Annotated in this window: 10 protein-coding genes; 3 read left to right on the top strand and 7 right to left on the bottom strand. The window is 63.0% G+C overall.

Going from position 1 to position 17,618, the window contains the following annotated elements; all coding sequences use genetic code 11:
- Nucleotides 1-107 precede the first annotated feature (107 nt).
- Nucleotides 108-1,205, bottom strand: coding sequence for a cell division protein ZapE (gene zapE, locus ACEW7X_RS11255; RefSeq protein WP_127774710.1), 1,098 nt, complete (start codon nt 1,203-1,205; stop codon nt 108-110).
- Between the two features lie 646 nt (nt 1,206-1,851).
- Here zapE and ACEW7X_RS11260 point away from each other — a divergent pair.
- A complete protein-coding gene (locus tag ACEW7X_RS11260) occupies nt 1,852-3,339 on the top strand; it encodes an MFS transporter (protein ID WP_253102232.1) in 1,488 nt (495 codons plus the stop codon).
- A 113-nt stretch (nt 3,340-3,452) separates the two neighbouring features.
- Here ACEW7X_RS11260 and lpdA read toward each other — a convergent pair whose 3' ends face one another.
- The 3 genes from lpdA to ACEW7X_RS11275 form a co-directional block, all read right to left on the bottom strand.
- Nucleotides 3,453-4,880, bottom strand: a complete 1,428-nt coding sequence (lpdA, locus tag ACEW7X_RS11265) for a dihydrolipoyl dehydrogenase (protein ID WP_068370176.1) — start codon at nt 4,878-4,880, stop codon at nt 3,453-3,455.
- A gap of 138 nt (nt 4,881-5,018) precedes the next feature.
- On the bottom strand, nt 5,019-6,233 hold the full coding sequence (gene odhB, locus ACEW7X_RS11270; protein WP_127774713.1) for a 2-oxoglutarate dehydrogenase complex dihydrolipoyllysine-residue succinyltransferase: 1,215 nt from the start codon (nt 6,231-6,233) through the stop codon (nt 5,019-5,021).
- Nucleotides 6,234-6,275: 42 nt separating this feature from the next.
- Nucleotides 6,276-9,143, bottom strand: a complete 2,868-nt coding sequence (locus tag ACEW7X_RS11275) for a 2-oxoglutarate dehydrogenase E1 component (protein ID WP_130487804.1) — start codon at nt 9,141-9,143, stop codon at nt 6,276-6,278.
- 434 nt (nt 9,144-9,577) lie between these two features.
- Here ACEW7X_RS11275 and ACEW7X_RS11280 point away from each other — a divergent pair, with 434 nt between their 5' ends.
- Entirely contained in the window at nt 9,578-11,866 is a 2,289-nt protein-coding gene (locus ACEW7X_RS11280; RefSeq protein WP_068370184.1) for an NADP-dependent malic enzyme, read from the top strand.
- 445 nt (nt 11,867-12,311) lie between these two features.
- Here the strand turns inward: ACEW7X_RS11280 and aceA are convergent, their stop codons facing one another.
- Nucleotides 12,312-13,616 (bottom strand): isocitrate lyase, encoded by a 1,305-nt coding sequence (aceA, locus tag ACEW7X_RS11285; RefSeq protein WP_068370185.1) that lies wholly within the window; start codon nt 13,614-13,616, stop codon nt 12,312-12,314.
- A gap of 398 nt (nt 13,617-14,014) precedes the next feature.
- Here aceA and queF point away from each other — a divergent pair, with 398 nt between their 5' ends.
- Nucleotides 14,015-14,854, top strand: a complete 840-nt coding sequence (gene queF / locus ACEW7X_RS11290) for an NADPH-dependent 7-cyano-7-deazaguanine reductase QueF (protein ID WP_068370187.1) — start codon at nt 14,015-14,017, stop codon at nt 14,852-14,854.
- 171 nt (nt 14,855-15,025) lie between these two features.
- Here queF and pgsA read toward each other — a convergent pair whose 3' ends face one another.
- Entirely contained in the window at nt 15,026-15,601 is a 576-nt protein-coding gene (gene pgsA / locus ACEW7X_RS11295) for a CDP-diacylglycerol--glycerol-3-phosphate 3-phosphatidyltransferase (RefSeq protein WP_068370190.1), read from the bottom strand.
- A 135-nt stretch (nt 15,602-15,736) separates the two neighbouring features.
- Entirely contained in the window at nt 15,737-17,608 is a 1,872-nt protein-coding gene (uvrC, locus tag ACEW7X_RS11300) for an excinuclease ABC subunit UvrC (protein ID WP_253102234.1), read from the bottom strand.
- Nucleotides 17,609-17,618: the final 10 nt, after the last annotated feature.

A 17,618-nucleotide genomic window follows, 5' to 3' on the forward strand; every position in this document is an offset into this window, starting at 1 on the left:
ACGGTCCAAGTGTAACGCGGCTGACGCCGGGTTCGCAGGGCAGCAGCCGGGAATACAGCCCGCCGGTACGGTGTGCGCGCTGCCATGCGCCCCCGCCAACCACAGGATCAAAGCGCAGACACCATTCGGCGCTCGCTCTCCAGGTACTCGCGCGACTGCATTTCCACGATGCGCGACACGGTACGATGGAACTCATTGGCCATGGGGCCATCGACATATAGTTCCTCGGCCTCGCACTGGGCCGACATGACCAGCTTCACCTTGTGGTCATACAGGACGTCGATCAGCCAGGTGAAGCGTCGCGCCGCCGACGCATCGCGTGCGGTCATGCGTGGTACATCCGATAGCAGCACGGCCTCGAAGCGCGCCGCCAGCGCCAGGTAGTCGTTCTGTGAGCGTGGGCCGTCGCACAGGGTCGCGAAATCGAACCACACGACGTCTTCGGCCAGCCGCACCGCCGTAAGCTGACGATGCTCGACTTCCAGCACCGGCGGCTCCTGGCTTGGCGTGCGCGCAAAATGCGCGAAGGCCTTTTCCATGTGGGCATCGGCCTGCGGCCCCAGCGGCGCGTAATAGCATTCGACTTGCTCGAGCGCACGCTGGCGGTAGTCCACGCCGGTATCCACGTTCATGATGTCCATGCGCTCCTTGATCAGCGCGATGGCTGGCAGGATGCGATCACGGTGCAGGCCTTCCGGATACAGCGTGGAAGGCTCGTAGTTGGAGGTCATGATGAAGGACACGCCGTACTCGAACATTTTGAGCAGCAGGCGGTAGAGAATCATCGCGTCCGCGACATCCGACACGTGGAACTCGTCAAAGCAGATCAGCTGGTATTTGTCCGCGACACGCCGCGCCACTTCGTCCAGCGGATCTTCCATCCCCTTGACCGATTCCAGTTCCTTGTGGACGCCACGCATGAATTCATGGAAATGCAGTCGGCCCTTGCGTTCCACGGGCGCGGTTTCGAAGAAGGCATCCATGAGGAAGCTCTTGCCGCGTCCGACACCGCCCCAGAAATAGACCCCGCGCGGAGCGGGCTCGTGCCGCCGGAACAGGCGCCCGAACAGGCCACCGCCGCGTTTCAGATAGACTTCCCAATCTTCGTAATAACGCTGCAGCCGCTCTATCGCCTTGCGCTGGGCAGCGTCCGGCTTGTAACCGCGCTCGGCCAGAGCATGTTCGTAGTACTCGATGACATTCATGCGCCCATCACTCCATGGCATTCGCGAACAAAGCGTGAGATGCACCGGGCTGTGCCATCATCTTCCGCTCAAAAGAGCGATTGTAAGGGCCTGTTGGCAGCAGAACCACAGACATCCCTGAAAATCCTGTCAAAACCACGACACGTGCACGCAATCTCCGTCGGCTGGTGGCTGCGCTCCGCCCGTCAACAACCCACGCAGCGGGACGACTGCGCGGCCCCGGCGCCAAGCTTGTCTGCGCCTGTCCTGCTTACTGCACCTTGCTCTGCTTCGCTACCCTTGCCGTGCCGCACTGCCCAGGCCTGCGGCCGCTGTGTGGCCCGGCCGTTCCTCAGTCTTCCGGGCTTCCGGGCTTCCGGGGCAACGGTAACAAGCGTTCGCAACGGCCAATCAGCACCATAACAAAGGGCGCAACCTCGACGGAACGCACCGCGATCAAGCCATCGGTTGCGCGGTTTATCCCGGAGTAGATCCATCGCGCCACCATGCGGGGCTAAGGCGCTACTCAGACGCCCGCCGCATTCCAATCTTCTCACAAGGTCTTTGAAAAATCGAACATTGAATTGACCGACGGTCGGTCGATTGATAACATAAACGCAAATATAGATAACTATTCGCATTTCCACATGCCCAGGAATCCCTCGCCATGAATACTGCACGCCGCCGCGCCGCACTTGCCGCCGCGTATCTCGGCACGTTTCTCGCCACGTTGGATATCAGCATCGTCAACGTCGCCCTGCCCACCATGCAAACCGCTTTGCAAACCGATATTGCCGGCTTGCAATGGGTGGTCAATGCCTATGCCATTTGCCTCTCGGCGTTCATGCTGTCCGCTGGCCCGGCAGCTGACCGCCACGGGCACAAACGGGCCTGGTTGGCAGGCGTCGTCCTGTTCACGGTCGGCTCGGCAATCTGCGGGCTGGCCTCGACGCTGGCTGTACTGCTGGCCGGCCGGGCCATCCAGGGCGTATCGGCTGCCCTGCTGATTGCCGGCGCCCTGCCCATCCTGACCCACCTCTTCCCGGATCCCAAGGCCCGCGCCAACGCCATCGGCGGCTGGTCGGCCTTCTGCGCTCTGGCGCTCATCCTCGGACCGCTGCTGGGCGGCCTGCTGCTGCACGGCCTGGGCTGGCAGAGCATCTTCCTCATCAACCTGCCCCTGGGCCTGCTTGCCATCGCGCTGGGAGCCTGGGGCATACCTGAGCGCCGTTTTCCTGACCACGCGGCCCGTGACCCCTGGGGCCAGGCCCTGAGCGTCATCGCCCTGGGCGCGCTGGCCTATGGCCTGATCCAGGCCGGCGACATCGGTTTCGGCAATCCGGCCATCCTGCTGGCGCTGGGCGTGGCCGTGCTCGGCTTCATCCTGTTTGCCGTCGTGGAACGCCGCGTGGCACGCCCCTTGCTGCCTTTGCAACTGTTTCGCCAGTCCGCCTTTGTCCTGGCGAACAATGCTTCCTTCATGCTGGGCTTCGCCTACTACAGCAGCCTGTTCTTCTTTTCGATCTACCTGCAGCAGATCCACGGCTGGTCGCCGGTCGAAACCGGCTGGCGCATGATGCCGCAGTTCTTTGTCACCGGCTGCCTGTCCATGCTGTTCGGGCGGCTGGGTATGTGGCTGCCGGTACGCACCCTGATGATCAGCGGCTACGCCCTGACCGCCCTGGCCATGTTTGCCATGATGTTCTGCGATGCCAACACGCCCTACTGGTTCATCGGCATCAACCTGGTGCTGCTGGGCGCAGGTGCCGGACTGGCAGTTCCTGCCACCAGCCTGGTCATCATGGGCATGGCTCCGGCAGAACAGGCCGGCTCGGTCTCGGCCACCATGAATGCCTTGCGCCAGGCCGGCATGACACTCGGCATCGCGCTGCTGGGCGCCCTCATGAGCAGCCAGGCTATCCGCCAGCTCACGCACAGCGCCACCGAGGCCGGGTTGCCGGACGCCGCCGCCCTGGCCCATCTCGCCATCAACCAGCATCAGTTCCCGGCTGACGCCGGCGCGCAACTGGCCGGGCTCTATACCTCAGCCATGACCAGCGGCTTCCACCTGGCCATGCTGGGCGCAGGTGTGGCGTGCCTGCTCGCCATCGCCGGCCTGCTCGCCATACGCCATCCCGCGCCAGCGCAGGCCTAGCCGCGGCGGCCTGGGCATCCTAGTGAACAGCGGCAGGCCCGCCCCATGAAAAAAGCCCCCATCCTCGCGGAAGGGGGCTTGGAGTCCAATCACCCGCCCGAGGCGGGCTGGAATCAGAAGTTCAATGCACGCTTGTCCACGGCCAGCGCAGCTTCTTTCATGGCTTCCGACAGGGTCGGGTGAGCATGGCAGATGCGGGCGATGTCTTCAGCGGCGCCACGGAATTCCATGATGGTCACGGCTTCGGCGATCAGCTCGGAAGCAACCGGGCCAACGATATGCACACCCAGGACTTCGTCGGTCTTGGCATCAGCCAGCACCTTCACGAAACCGGTGGTGTCGCCCAGGGCACGCGCACGGCCGTTGGCCAGGAAGGGGAAACTGCCCGCCTTGTAGGCGCGGCCTTCCTTCTTGAGCTGCTGCTCGGTCTGGCCCACCCAGGCGATTTCCGGCGAGGTGTAGATCACCCACGGAATGGTCGCGAAGTTGACATGGCCATGCTGGCCGGCGATGCGCTCGGCAACCGCCACGCCCTCTTCTTCGGCCTTGTGCGCCAGCATCGGGCCGCGCACCACGTCACCCACCGCCCACACATTGGGCAGGTTGGTGCGGCATTCCGCGTCCACGGCGACAAAACCGCGCTCGTCCAGGGTCAGGCCCACGGCCGGAGCGTTCAGGCCAGCGGTGAACGGCACGCGGCCGATCGACACGATCAGGCGGTCGACCGTCAGCTTTTGCTCTTCACCAGCGGCATTCTTGTAGCTGATATCGACCTTCTTGGCGGAAGGCTTGATTTCGCTGATCTGCACGCCAACCTGGATGTCCAGGCCCTGCTTGGTGAAAGCCTTCAAGGCTTCCTTGGCAACCTGCTGGTCGGCAGCCGCCAGGAACTCGGGAGCCGCTTCCAGCACGGTCACGGCGGAACCCAGGCGGCGCCACACGCTGCCCATTTCCAGGCCGATCACGCCCGCGCCGATCACGCCCAGCTTGCCGGGCACTGCGTCCAGGCTCAGGGCGCCGTCGTTGGACAGGACGATCTTTTCGTCGAAGGGCACGCCTGGCAGTTCGCGCGGAGCCGAACCCGTCGCCACGATCACATGACGGGCAACCAGGTTTTCCTCGGTCTTGCCGGTCACATTGATGGACCAGCCGCCCTCGACCTGACCGGCAAATGCCGCATGGCCGTGGAAGAAGGTGACCTTGTTCTTCTTGAACAGGTACAGAATGCCTTCGTTGTTCTGTTTGACGACTTCGTTCTTGCGGCCGATCAGCTTGTCGAGCTTCAGGGACACGCCCTTCACTTCGATGCCGTGCTCGGCAAAGTGGTGATTGGCTTGTTCGAAATGCTCGGACGATTGCAGCAGTGCCTTGGACGGAATGCAGCCGACGTTGGTGCAGGTGCCGCCAGGCGCAGGACCGCCCTTGGCATTTTCTGCGGCATCGACGCAAGCCACGGACAGACCCAGTTGCGCGGCGCGGATCGCAGCCACGTAGCCGCCAGGGCCTGCGCCGATGACGACAAGATCAAATTGCTTGGACATGATTGAGGAATCTCTCGCTAGTGTCGGCGTGCCGGCCATGCCTGGTGCATGGAACGGCAGCCTCGGGGACGCAGCCCGCTCGCGGCGGCTGCTGCGAATGACCGGCCCCGGCAGGCACTGCCGGGGCCATGCTGGTGCTTACAGGTCCAGCAGCAGGCGCTGCGGATCTTCCAGCGCTTCCTTCATGGCGACCAGGCCCAGGACGGCTTCGCGGCCGTCGATGATGCGGTGGTCGTACGACATGGCGAAGTAGTTGATCGGGCGGATCACGACCTGGCCGTTTTCCACAACCGGGCGTTCACGCGTGGCGTGGATGCCCAGGATCGCGGCTTGGGGCGGGTTGATGATCGGGGTCGACAGCATCGAACCGAACACGCCGCCGTTGGAAATCGAGAAGGTACCGCCGGTCAGCTCTTCCAGGCCCAGCTTGCCTTCGGAGGCACGCTTGCCGAAGTCGGCGATCTGCTTTTCGATCTCGGCGATCGACAGCTGGTCAGCGTTGCGCAGGATGGGCACCACCAGGCCACGCGGGCTGCCGACAGCGATACCGATGTCGAAGTAGCCGTGGTAAATGATGTCCTTGCCGTCCACCGAGGCGTTCAGGATCGGGTATTTCTTCAGCGCAGCAACCACGGCCTTCACGAAGAAGGACATGAAGCCCAGCTTGACGCCGTGTTCCTTTTCGAAGCGCTCCTTGTACTTGTTGCGCAGGTCGATCACTGCCTTCATGTTGATTTCATTGAAGGTGGTGAGGATGGCGTTTTCGCTTTGCGATTGCAGCAGGCGCTCGGCCACGCGGGCACGCAGGCGGCTCATCGGCACGCGCTGTTCCGGACGGCCGTCCAGCGACAGCTGCACCGGCTGGGCAGCAGCAGGAGCGGCGGCGGACTTGGCGGCAGGCGCCTGGGCAGCCAGGGCATCGCCCTTGGTCACGCGGCCGCCACGACCGGAGCCTTCCACCGAGCTGGCTTCGACGCCCTTCTCGGCCAGGATCTTGGCAGCAGCAGGAGATGCCACACCAGCAGCGCTGGCAGCAGCAGGCGCTGCGGCCGGCGCAGCAGCGGCAGCGGCGGGGGCTGCAGCGGCGGCAGGAGCAGCGGCGGCGCCCTTGCCTTCGGTGTCGATCTTGGCGATCAGTTCACCGGAAGTCACGGTGCTGCCGTCACCACGGACGATCTCGGCCAGCACGCCAGCCTTGGGCGCAGGCACTTCGAGCACGACCTTGTCGGTTTCGATTTCGATCAGGATCTCGTCAGCGGCAACGGCTTCGCCAGGCTGCTTCTTCCAGTTGAGCAGGGCGGCTTCCGAGACGGACTCGGAAAGCTGCGGGACAACAACGTCGATAATGGCCATTATGTTCTTCCTGTATGGATATTGGTTCTGTTCCGGAATGGATTACTTGCTCAGCACGAAGCCCTTGAGCTTGCCGAAGGCCTGTTCGATCAGGGCCTTTTGCTGCTCGACGTGCTTGGCGAGATAGCCCACGGCAGGCGAAGCGGATGCGGGACGGCCCGCGTAGCTCAGCTTCTGGCCAGCGCTCATGTTTTCATACAGGTGGTGCTGGATGTAGAACCAGGGGCCCTGGTTCTGCGGTTCGTCCTGCACCCACACCACTTCAGCAAGATTCGGGTACTTCGCCAGCTCGGCGGCGAAATCCTTGTGCGCAAACGGATACAGCTGCTCGACGCGGACGATGGCGACATCTTCCGCATTGCGTTCGCGGCGGGCATGGACCAGATCGTAATAGACCTTGCCCGAGCAAGCCAGCAGGCGCTTGACCTTTTCCGGCTGGATGGCGGTATCGACTTCGCCGATCACCGGACGGAAATGGCCGTTGGCCAGTTCTTCCAGGGGCGAGCCTGCATCCTTGTTGCGCAGCAACGACTTCGGCGTGAAGATCACCAGCGGCTTGCGGAACTGACGGATCATCTGGCGGCGCAGCAGGTGGAAAATCTGCGCGGACGTCGTCGGTTGCACGGCCTGGATGTTGTTGTCGGCACCCAATTGCAGAAAGCGCTCGATGCGGGCCGAGGAGTGCTCGGGGCCCTGGCCTTCATAGCCGTGCGGCAGCATCATGGTCAGACCGCATTGGCGACCCCACTTGGCTTCGCCAGAGACGATGAACTGGTCGATCACGACCTGAGCGCCGTTGACGAAGTCGCCGAACTGGGCTTCCCAGATCGTCAGCGTGTTGGGTTCGGCCGAAGCATAGCCATATTCGAAACCCAGCACTGCCTCTTCGGACAACACGGAGTCGATCACTGTGAACGGGGCCTGGTCTTCCGAGACGTTCTGCAGCGGAATATAGATGCCGTCATTCCAGCGCTCGCGCTTCTGGTCGTGCAGCACGGCATGGCGGTGCGTGAACGTGCCACGGCCGGAATCCTGGCCGGTGATGCGAATCGGGTAGCCGGCAGCCACCAGGGTGGCGAAAGCCAGGTGCTCGCCCATACCCCAGTCGAGGTTGACCTCGCCACGAGCCATTTCCGCACGGCTGTTGAGCAGGCGCGCCACCAGCGGGTGCACCGTAAAGCCTTCCGGCACTTGCGTCAGCTTTTCGCCGATGCGCTTGAGTTCGGCCAGCGGCACGCCGGTATCGGCATGATCCGTCCACTTGGCGTTCAGGAATTGGGTCCAGTCGGTGGCGTACTTGCCCTTGTAGTTAGTCAACACCGGTTCGATGGTGCGTTGGCCGTCTTCCATCAGCTGGCGATAGGCAGCAACCAGTTCGTCACCGCTGCCAGCCGGCAGGATACCCTGGCTTTCCAGCTTTTCAGCATACAGCTGACGGGTGCCGGGGTGCTGGCCGATACGCTTGTACATCAGGGGCTGCGTCAGCGCCGGGGTGTCCTGCTCGTTGTGGCCCAGCTTACGGAAGCAGACGATATCGACCACGACGTCATGGTTGAATTCGCGGCGATAGTCCAGCGCCAGGCGGGTCACGAACACGACAGCTTCGGGGTCGTCGCCGTTCACGTGGAACACCGGTGCCTCGATCATCTTGACCACGTCCGTGCAATACAGCGTGGAGCGCGAGTCACGCGGGTCGGAAGTCGTGAAACCGATCTGGTTGTTGATGACCAGATGCACCGTGCCCCCCGTGCCGTAACCGCGGGTCTGAGCCAGGTTCAGCGTTTCCATGACCACGCCCTGGCCGGCGAAGGCGGCATCGCCATGCACCAGCACCGGCAGGACTTGTTCGCCCTTGACGTCGCCGCGGCGATCCTGGCGAGCGCGCACGCTGCCTTCCACCACGGGGTTGACGATTTCCAGGTGCGACGGATTGAATGCCAGCGACAGGTGCACGGGGCCACCGCGTGTCGACAGGTCGCTGGAGAAACCATTGTGGTACTTCACGTCGCCATCGGTCAGGCCTTCGGCGTGCTTGCCTTCAAACTCGGCGAACAGGTCGCCGGGCATCTTGCCCATGATGTTCACGAGCATGTTCAGGCGGCCACGGTGAGCCATACCGACGATGATTTCCTGCACGCCGGATTCACCAGCGTGGTTCACCAGTTCGTCCATGGCGACGATAAAGCTTTCGCCGCCTTCCAGCGAGAAACGCTTCTGGCCCACGTACTTGGTGTGCAGGAAGCGTTCCAAGCCTTCGGCCTCGGTGAGCTGCTGCAGGACATGGCGCTTTTGATCGACGGTCAGGTCCGGATGCGAATGCACCGATTCCAGGCGTTGCTGGATCCAGTGTTTGGCCTTCGGATCGGAGATGTGCATGAACTCTGCGCCGACGGAACCACAGTAGGTGTCGCGCAGGGCCTTGAGGATGTCGCGCAGCGTCATCCGGTCGGCGGTGGTGAAGTAAGTATCGGTCGCGGCGTAGACTTGGTCCAGGTCGGATTCGGTCAGGCCATAGAAGGCAGGATCGAGCTCCGGCAGTTGCGGACGCTCATGGCGCTTCAACGGGTCCAGTTCGGCCCAGCGGGCGCCCAGCGAACGGTAGGCGGAAATCAGCGTCTGGACAACGATCTGCTTGCTGGCGACGGAAAGGTCGGGTTCCTGGACACGGACGGCGAAGGCATTGGCCCGGGCGCGTTCGGCAAAGGATTGGACGATGGGAGCGTGGGCCCTGTCGCGCGTGGCTTCCTGACCATCGGTTGCAGGCTGATGCTGCAACTGGTCGAAGTAGGTGCGCCAGTTATCAGGCACTGCACCCGGATTGTCCAGGTACGTTTCGTAGAGTTCTTCTACGTATGGCGCGTTCCCCCCAAACAGGTATGAGGAGGACAGGGATTCTGTTTGCGATGACATGTAACGCTTCACCTTTCCGGGCGTTTCACCCTTGACGATGCAGGAAAACCTTCCGCGACACGGCCAAACCGGTTAGCGGATAGCGGGGCAGAAGGCGACGTGAACGAGCCTCAATAGCCGTATTGCAGTCCAGTATAGCGCTTTCATACGCCTTGAGGCCCATTTTTGGCCCCGTTCTAGTCCAAGTGCGGCCCGCCAAAATAATTTTGTGCGGCGCGATGGCAGCAGTAGCTAAGACTTAGCGGTGACATGCCAAACAAATGCCGTTCGATAAGTCCAAATCACGCCTTCCAGCCATGCAGCGCAAAAACCGTTAATGCAGCGCAACACATGACAGCTGCCCGCAGGCCTTCGTTTTCGAGTATCTTTTGACTCTTGCCGGCGCAGCAGACCTACGCACGGCCCTAATTTCTCACCTGTCTTTCAGAAAGTCCATGGACGAAAATCTGACCAAACTGGCGCTGGACTACCACGCCTACCCCAAGCCCGGGAAAATCTCGGTCACTCCCACCAAGCCGCTGGCCAACCAGGACGACCTGTCCCTGGCCTACTCGCCCGGCGTGGCCGCGGCAAGCATGGCCATCCATGCGGAAGGCAACGCCGCCGCCGCCCGCTACACCTCGCGCGCCAACCTGGTGGGCGTGATCACCAACGGTACGGCCGTCCTCGGACTGGGCAACATCGGTCCGCTGGCCGCCAAACCAGTGATGGAAGGCAAAGGCGGGTTGTTCAAGAAATTCGCCGGCATCGACGTTTTCGATATCGAGCTGGCGGAAAACGACCCGGACAAGCTGGTCGACATCATCGCCGCGCTGGAACCCACCCTGGGCGGCGTGAACCTGGAAGATATCAAGGCGCCCGAGTGCTTCTATATTGAGAAGAAGCTGCGCGAGCGCATGCGCATCCCGGTGTTCCACGACGACCAGCACGGCACCGCCATCATTTCCGGCGCTGCCGTCCTGAACGGCCTGAAGATCGTCGGCAAGCCGCTGGACTCCGTCAAACTGGTCTGCTCCGGCGCGGGCGCTGCTGCCATCGCCTGCCTGGACCTGCTGGTCAGCCTGGGCATCCGCCGCGAAAACATCTATGTCGTCGATTCCCGTGGCGTAATCACCGTGGGCCGCGACGCCAACATGGAGCCCAACAAGGCCCGCTACGCCCAGCAGACCGATGCCCGCACGCTGGCCGACGTTACCGCCGGCGCCGACGTCTTCCTGGGCTGCTCGGCCCCCGGCGTCATGACCGCCGACATGGTCAAGACCATGGCCGACCGTCCGCTGATCCTGGCGCTGGCCAACCCCGAGCCCGAAATCCGTCCTGACGTGGCCAAGGCCGCGCGCCCGGATTGCATCATCGCCACCGGCCGCTCCGACTACCCCAACCAGGTCAATAACGTCCTGTGCTTCCCCTTCATTTTCCGTGGCGCGCTGGATGTCGGCGCTTCGCGCATCACCGAAGACATGAAGCTGGCCTGCGTGCATGCCATCGCTGCGCTGGCCCAGGCGGAACAGAATGATGAAGTCGCCCTGGCCTATGCCGGCCAGGAACTGAGCTTCGGCCCCGACTACATCATTCCCAAACCCTTCGATCCCCGCCTGATCGTGGAAGTGGCTTCGGCCGTGGCCCTGGCCGCAGAAAAATCCGGCGTGGCCGCCCGCCCGATCCAGGACATGGATGCCTACCGCCAGGAGCTGCAGGCCTTCGTCTACCACTCCGGCCAGCTGATGCGCCCGCTTTACAAGCAGGCCCGCCAGGCACCCAAGCGCGTCATCTACGCCGATGGCGAAGAAGAACGCGTGCTGCGCGCCGTCCAGACGGTCGTGGACGAAAAACTGGCCTTCCCGATCCTGGTCGGCCGCCCTGCCGTGATCGACATGCGCCTCAAGAAATTGGGCCTGCGCCTGGAAGCCGGCACGCACTTCGAAGTCGTCGACCCCGAGGATGACGTGCGCTTCAACGAAACCTGGCAAGCCTACTACCAGCTCAAGGGCCGCAATGGCGTCACGCCCGCGGTCGCCAAGGCGATGATCCGCAAGCACAACACGCTGATCGGCGCGCTGCTGGTCAAGCGCGGCGATGCCGATGCGCTGATCTGCGGCGTCAGCAGCCGCTACGACAACCAGTTGCGCTACATCGACGAAGTGATCGGCCGCAAGCCCGGCATCAAGGCCTATGGCGCGCTCAACGTCCTGATGCTGCCAGAACAGACACTGTTCATCACCGACACGCACGTCAACGAGAATCCCAACGCCGAGGAACTGGCCGACATCACCATCCAGGCCGCGCACGAAATGCGCCGCTTCGGTGTCGAGCCGAAGATCGCCCTGCTGTCGCACTCCAACTTCGGCAGCCGCCCCAGCGAATCGTCGAACAAGATGGCGCTCGCCCGCGAACTGCTGGCGCAACAGGCGCCGGACCTGGAAGTCGATGGCGAAATGCACGCGGACTCCGCACTGTCGGAAAAAATCCGCAAGCTGTCGTTCCCGGATAGCACGCTCAATGGCCGCGCCAACCTGCTGGTCATGCCCAACCTGGATGCCGGCAACATCACCTATAACCTGCTGAAGATGACCGGCAGCCATGGTGTCGCCATGGGCCCCATCCTGCTGGGCGCCGCCCTGCCCGCGCACGTGCTGACCAACAGCGCCACCGTGCGCCGCATCGTCAACATGACGGCGCTGGCCGTGGTGGACGCGCAACAGCACGCGGAAGCCGCGAACTAAGGCAAGCCTGCTCCGCCCGGCTCCCGCCACAACGGGACCGGGCGACAAAAATGGGCCCCACGCCGCGCCTTCGGCTTGCTGCCCCCCAAGGGGACGTTTTTGCCTTGGGGCGGCCCGGCGACAAAAAATCCCGGCGGACACCACTCCGCCGGGATTTTTCTTTGGCTGACCGCCTGCGGCGCAATTGCCTCGGCGACCTGTCAACACCGCACATCCAGGTGCGGCTGTCTCCCGGAACGCTGCCCCACGCAGCATTCCGCCTCCTCTACACCCAATGGCTACCGCCCAAAGCCGCAGCGGCCCAACACGTGCGCACGGTCACCTGCCCGAGAACGCAGGGACGGCAATTGCCGCAAACCGTGCGCGATCCTCGCGCCGCCACCGGAAAGCGCGAGGACTTTACTGCCTTGTTACTGCCAATACTGGTACAGACGGCCTGCGCGCATCAATGCTGGGCGGCGAACTGGGCCTCTTCGGTCGAGCCCGTCAGCGCGGTAGTGGACGAAGCGCCGCCCTCGACCGCCTGGGTCACGGCATCGAAATACCCCGTCCCCACTTCGCGCTGGTGCTTGACTGCCGTGAAACCACGCTCGCCAGCGGCGAATTCCTTTTCCTGCAGCTCCACGAATGCGCTCATGTTGCGGCGGGCATAGCCGTAGGCCAGATCGAACATGCCGTAGTTCAGGGCATGGAAGCCGGCCAGCGTGATGAACTGGAACTTGTAGCCCATGGCACCCAGCTCGCGCTGGAACTTGGCAATCGTGTCGTCGTCCAGGTTCTTCTTCCAGTTGAAGGAAGGCGAGCAGTTGTACGACAGCAGCTTGTCCGGGAATTGGCGGTGAATGGCCTCGGCGAAGCGGCGGGCATAAGCCAGGTCGGGCACCGAGGTTTCGCACCAGACCAGGTCGGCATAAGGGGCGTAGGCCAGGCCACGTGAGATCGCCTGCTCGATGCCCGGACGCGTGCGGAAGAAGCCTTCCACGGTGCGCTCGCCGGTGATGAACGGACGGTCGTTTTCGTCCACGTCGCTGGTCAGGAGATCCGCTGCATCGGCATCCGTGCGTGCCACCAGCAGCGTGGGCACATTCAGCACATCGGCCGCCAGGCGGGCAGCAGCCAGCTTGGCCACCGCTTCACGCGTAGGCACCAGCACCTTGCCGCCCAGGTGGCCGCACTTCTTGGCCGAGGCCAGCTGGTCTTCGAAGTGCACGCCCGCCGCACCGGCCTCGATCATGGCCTTCATCAGTTCGAAGGCATTGAGCACGCCACCAAAACCGGCCTCGGCATCCGCCACGATAGGGGCGAAGTAGTCGATATAGCCTTCATCACCAGGGTTGCGCCCTTCCATCCACTGGATCTGGTCGCAACGCTGCAGACTGTTGTTAATGCGACGCACCACCTGGGGCACCGAGTTCGCCGGGTACAGCGATTGGTCGGGATACATCTCGCCCGCCAGGTTGGCGTCACCCGCCACCTGCCAGCCGGACAGATAGATTGCCTTCAGGCCGGCCTTCACCTGTTGCATGGCCTGGTTGCCGGTCAGGGCACCCAGCGCGTTCACGAAGGGTTGTTCATGCAGCAACTGCCACAGCTTTTCGGCGCCGCGGCGCGCCAGCGTGTGTTCGATACCGGCAGTACCGCGCAAGCGGACCACCTCGGCGGCGTCGTAATCACGACGGATGCCTTTCCAACGCGGATTTTCCGCCCAGTCTTTCTGCAGTTCGCGGATCAGGTTTTCGCGGGTGCTCATGGTTTGCCTCCTCAGCAGCTTCTTTGGATTGACGATGAAAAAATTGAAACCGTTGGGAGAAATTCTAAGTTTTATATGCGCCGCAACATATCAATTAGTCTTGCACAGGACGAATTAATTTTTCCTTAAAAATCAATAAGATAGCAGAACCAAACCACACTATGAAATGATACATCCGAGATGTGAAAAACAAATTTTCGCAGCGCAGCAAACATTTTTCATCAGATAAATCCTGCGTTTCACCATATAAAATATGGGGTATCGTTTTCTCTCGGGCGGGCGCCTTACCATGCACTGGCGGCAGCCAACAGGGCAGCATGCGGCCCAGGCGGACAAACGACCGCCAGCCGCTGCCCGGCTCTTGCCCTCCTCATTGTCTTCTTCGCCCTGGTTTTGCCATGTCACACACCCCATTGCCCGGCGCAACATTGCTGGGCCAAAGCGTCAGCTACCCCGACCATTACGACCCCACCGTCCTGCATGCCATCCCCCGGGAAGCGGCGCGCCAGGCGCTGGGCTACGCTGCCGTCCTGCCATTCCAGGGCGCGGATATCTGGCGCGCCTATGAGCTCTCCTGGCTGAACGCACGCGGCAAGCCACTGGTAGCCACGGCCAGCTTCGTCATCCCTGCCGATAGTCCGAACCTGATCGAATCGAAATCCTTCAAGCTGTACCTGAACAGTCACAACCAGGCCCGCCATGCCAGCGCCGCCACGCTGCAGGAACTGCTGGCCCGGGACCTGTCCAGGGTGGCGCAGGCACCGGTGCAGGTTGCGCTGCAACTCGAGGCCGGGGACATGGCTACCCCACCGTTGGCGGAGCTTTCAGGGCAATGCATAGACGGGCTGGATATTGACATCGAACGCTACGACCCGGCGCCCGAACTGCTGGCCTGCCGGCCAGACGCGGGCACAATCGAGGAAACCCTGGTTTCGCGGCTGCTGCGGTCCAACTGCCCGGTCACCAGCCAACCGGACTGGGGCAGCGTACAGATCCAGTACCGGGGCCCCGCCATGGATCATGCTGCGCTGTTGCGCTATATCGTTTCGTACCGTACACACACCGGCTTTCACGAACAATGCGTGGAGCAGATTTTCCGCGACATCATGGCCCAGTGCCGCCCCGAGCAACTGCGTGTCCATGCCTGCTACACGCGACGTGGAGGCCTGGATATCAACCCGTGGCGGGGCACGCATGGCATGCCGGCACCCGACGCAGCCCGCACCCCGCGCCAATAGCCTGGACAGGCCAACCCAACCCAACCCAACCCAACCCAACCACGGCGGCAAGCAGGCCGCCGAAGGCAAAAGGGCCCCCACGCTGCGTCTTCGGCTTGCTGCCCCCCCAGGGGGCATCTTTGTCTTGGGGCGGCCCGACAAAAAACGCCCTTACGGGCGCCAGCTTGGCTATCAGGAAGAAGAACGCTCGCTGATGATGGGCCAGGCACGCTTCATATAGAACAGCATGGACCAGAGCGTGAGGATGGCGGCGATAATGATCAGCACGCCGCCGATCTGGCGCGCAGGAAACCAGGCGATTGCGTTATCCAGCAGCAAGCAGGGAATCGCGACCATCTGCGCCGCCGTCTTGAATTTTCCAATGCGGTGCACCGCCACGCTGGCGGCTGCGCCTATCTTCGCCATCCATTCGCGCAACGCAGAAATCGTCAATTCACGGCCGATGATGATCAGCGACACGAAGACATCCACCCGGCCAAGATCCAGCAGTACCAGCAGGACGGCGCTGACCATCAGCTTGTCGGCAACGGGATCGAGAAAGGCCCCAAAGGCGGAGGTCTGCTGCCAGCGGCGCGCCAACCAGCCGTCAAACCAGTCGGTAAGCGCTGCCAGCACGAAGGCCACTGCCGCGACAACATCCCGCACCGGCACGGACAGCCAGGACTCGGGCAAATAGAACATGCCGACCACCAGCGGAATCATGACGATGCGCAACCAGGTCAACAAAATGGGAAGATTCAGCGGCATGGAAAATCAACGGTATTGGCAACGGCGTATGCTAACCCAGGCAGGTCGCGGCGTCAGGCGCGACCGCAGCGCAGTCGCCCCTTCGAGCCATTCTAGCGCCTGTTGGCAGGAAACGCCCAACCTGCCTCGGCAGGCCTAGTGCAGCGCGTCGTAAATGCGCTGCGCCAGGCCCAGGGAAATGCCCTCGACAGACGCAAGATCGTCCACACTGGCGCGTACCACGCCGGAAAAACCGCCGAAACGCGCCAACAAGCGCTGGCGCCGGCGTGCCCCGACGCCTTCGATCTCTTCCAGGCGCGACACCAGGCGGGCCTTGGAGCGCCGGGCGCGCATGCCTGTAATGGCGAAGCGGTGAGCTTCGTCACGGATCTGCGCCACCAGCATCAGCGCCGCCGATTCCAGGCCCAAGGCGCGCGGCTCGCGGCCATCGGCAAAAACCAGGGTTTCCAGACCGACCTTGCGCCCCTCGCCCTTGGCGACCCCCACCAGCGTGCCGATATCCAGCCCCAGCTCGCTGAACACCTGGCGCGCCATTTCCACCTGCCCGCGGCCGCCGTCGATCAACACCAGCCCGGGCATCGGCGCGTCGCCATCGGCCACTTTGCCGAAGCGGCGCGACAGCACCTGCCTCATGGCTGCGTAATCGTCGCCGGGCGTGATGCCGGCAATGTTGTAACGGCGATAGAGTGTGGGCTGCATTTCGTGGTGGGCGTACACCACACAGGAAGCCTGAGTCGCCTCCCCTGCGGTATGGCTGATATCGAAGCATTCGATGTGCAGGGCATCCAACGCTTCCGGATCGGTATCCAGATCCAGCGTTTCCGCCAGCGCCAGGGTACGCGCCGTTCTGGCGCCGCTTTCGCTCAGCGCCCGGGCCAGCGCCAGCCCGGCATTCTGTTGCGCCTGCTCCAGCCAGGAACGGCGGATACCCTGCGGGCGCAACACGATGCGCGACTTTCTTCCGGCCTGGGCGGACAGCAAATCCAGCAGGCCGGGGTCCGGCCAGGCATGCGAACAGACCAGCACTGGCGGCAGGGGATGCGCCAGATAGTGCTGGGCGGCAAACGCTGCCAGGATTTCGCCTGGCTGGGATTCCTGCTGACCGCCAGCCTGCGCCGGGAAGACGGCACGGTCGCCCAGGTGCCGGCCGCCACGCACCATCGCCAGGTTCACGCAGGTCCGGCCGCCGGCGCAGGCCACGGCGATGATGTCGGCATCCTCGGCATCGGCATCCTCCATGGTCTGCTGGTGCAGGATGCTGGCCAGCGCCCCCATCTGGTCACGCAGCACGGCTGCGGCCTCGAAATCCAGCGCCTCCGAGGCAGCAAACATGCGTTGTTCTATTTCCTTCAGCAGGTCTTCCGCCTTGCCATCCAGGAATGCAGCAGCACGCTGTACGTCCTGCTGATACTCCTCCAGCGAGACCTGCCCCGTACAGGGGCCGGAACAACGATGGATCTGGTACAGCAGGCAGGGCCGCGAGCGGTTGGCATACACAGCATCCTCGCAGGTCCGCAGGCGAAACACCTTCTGGATGATCTGCATGGTTTCCCGCACCGCACCGCCATTCGGATAGGGTCCGAAAAAACGCCCCGGGCCGCTGGTGGACCCCCGGTAGTACGCCAGCCGGGGCGCGGCATGCGCGCTCAGCTGTATATACGGATACGACTTGTCGTCGCGGAAAATGATGTTGTAGCGCGGCTTGAGCTGCTTGATCAGGTTGTTCTCGAGGATCAGTGCTTCCGCCTCGGAACGCGTTACCGTCACCTCTATCCGGGCCACCTGCGCCACCATCAGGGCGATCCGGGGGCTGGCCAGGTTTTTCTGGAAGTAGGATGAAACCCTTTTCTTGAGATCCTTGGCCTTGCCGACATACAACACTTCGCCATGGGCATCCAGGTGCCGATAGACCCCAGGCAGCCCGGGCAACTGCGCCAGAAAGGCCTTGATGTCGAACGGTTCACCACCTTCGGCGGCGTCACCCGCTACTTCCGGACTGCGATCCATGATGTTCCCG

It is taken from the genome of Kerstersia gyiorum (genome assembly GCF_048595715.1).
Taxonomy (GTDB): Bacteria; Pseudomonadota; Gammaproteobacteria; order Burkholderiales; family Burkholderiaceae_B; genus Kerstersia; species Kerstersia gyiorum.

Excerpts from the sequence above, each read along its gene's own strand:
- zapE (WP_127774710.1), bottom strand. The coding sequence starts at position 1,205 with ATGAATGTCATCGAGTACTACGAACATGCTCTGGCCGAGCGCGGTTAC.
- ACEW7X_RS11260 (WP_253102232.1), top strand. The coding sequence starts at position 1,852 with ATGAATACTGCACGCCGCCGCGCCGCACTTGCCGCCGCGTATCTCGGC.
- lpdA (WP_068370176.1), bottom strand. The coding sequence starts at position 4,880 with ATGTCCAAGCAATTTGATCTTGTCGTCATCGGCGCAGGCCCTGGCGGC.
- odhB (WP_127774713.1), bottom strand. The coding sequence starts at position 6,233 with ATGGCCATTATCGACGTTGTTGTCCCGCAGCTTTCCGAGTCCGTCTCG.
- ACEW7X_RS11275 (WP_130487804.1), bottom strand. The coding sequence starts at position 9,143 with ATGTCATCGCAAACAGAATCCCTGTCCTCCTCATACCTGTTTGGGGGG.
- ACEW7X_RS11280 (WP_068370184.1), top strand. The coding sequence starts at position 9,578 with ATGGACGAAAATCTGACCAAACTGGCGCTGGACTACCACGCCTACCCC.
- aceA (WP_068370185.1), bottom strand. The coding sequence starts at position 13,616 with ATGAGCACCCGCGAAAACCTGATCCGCGAACTGCAGAAAGACTGGGCG.
- queF (WP_068370187.1), top strand. The coding sequence starts at position 14,015 with ATGTCACACACCCCATTGCCCGGCGCAACATTGCTGGGCCAAAGCGTC.
- pgsA (WP_068370190.1), bottom strand. The coding sequence starts at position 15,601 with ATGCCGCTGAATCTTCCCATTTTGTTGACCTGGTTGCGCATCGTCATG.
- uvrC (WP_253102234.1), bottom strand. The coding sequence starts at position 17,608 with ATGGATCGCAGTCCGGAAGTAGCGGGTGACGCCGCCGAAGGTGGTGAA.